The sequence below is a fragment of the Achromobacter semiaridum genome (assembly GCF_053543755.1).
This window is the reverse complement of sequence record NZ_JBLVOL010000074.1, coordinates 28,856-29,814: the sequence shown is the minus strand read 5'-3', so window position 1 is coordinate 29,814 and position 959 is coordinate 28,856. Positions and strand designations below refer to the sequence as shown.

The following is a 959-nucleotide window of genomic DNA, read 5'->3' as shown; positions in this document are numbered from 1 at the left end:
CCGGTGCGGTGGCGGTGGCGGTGGCGGGTGCGGCAGCCGTTGCGGGCGTCGTGGCGGGTGCCGGTGCGGCGGCCGGTGCTGATCCGGGGTCGGTGGCGGCGATGTCTACCTGCGCTTTCACGCCGCCCGTCAGCGGCTGCTTGTTCCAGCGCGTGCCCTCTTCGAAACGCAGGTCAATGGCGGCATGGCGCAACTGGCTCAGGTTTTCGATGTCGGCCTGCACATCGCCGCGCACGGTCAGGATGGCCGGGGGTATGTCCTTGCCCAACCACGGCGCCAGATCCAGGCGCTGCGCGCTGATCGTGCCGGTGATGCGGTCGCGGCCGGCAACTTGGCCAGCGCCCGATTGCAGGTCGAACTGGGCAGCCAGCGTCGACTTATCCGGCAGTTGCGCGCTGGCCCGGGCGCTGCGCAGGATCAGCGCGGTGCGCGGGGCCAGGTCGGCCACCACGTCCAGCAGCATCCCGGACCCGGCACCGTCCAGCTTGGCCTGGATGCCATCCATCGACCCCGCCGCGTCGGCGCGCAGCACGACTTGGCAGGCAGGCGCGGGCGGGCCGGCGATCTCGGAGGCGGCGGCTTTGGGGCCGCTGCTCGCGCCCGCCCCCGCCGCCACATTGGCATCCGCCTTAGGTTTGGCGTTTACCTGTGCGCTTGCTGTGGTCGCCCGCGCATCGGCTTTGGAACTCACCTGCGCGGTGGGTTTGGAGTTCGCCTGCCCGTTCACGCCGGAATTCGCCGAGGCGTTGGTCGGTGCGCTGCCGCGAGGTTTCGCCGGTGTTCCGGATTGCGGCGCAGTCCGTGCGCCCGGTTGCGTCGTGCGTTCGCCGCCAGTGGCGGGCTTGGCTTGCGAAGTCGTATCCCCCTGCTTGCCCGCCGCCGGTCCCGCCGCGAATACGCCCCCTAATCTGTCCGCCTGACACAAAGGAGATTCGGGGCCGGACCCGCGCGCCGGCACG

The 959-nt window shown here is 71.3% G+C and carries 1 pseudogene; it reads right to left on the bottom strand.

What is annotated here, in order from left to right:
* A pseudogene (locus ACNPP0_RS20050) lies at positions 1 to 727 on the bottom strand (translocation/assembly module TamB domain-containing protein); the annotation flags it as partial.
* Positions 728 to 959 lie beyond the last annotated feature (232 nt).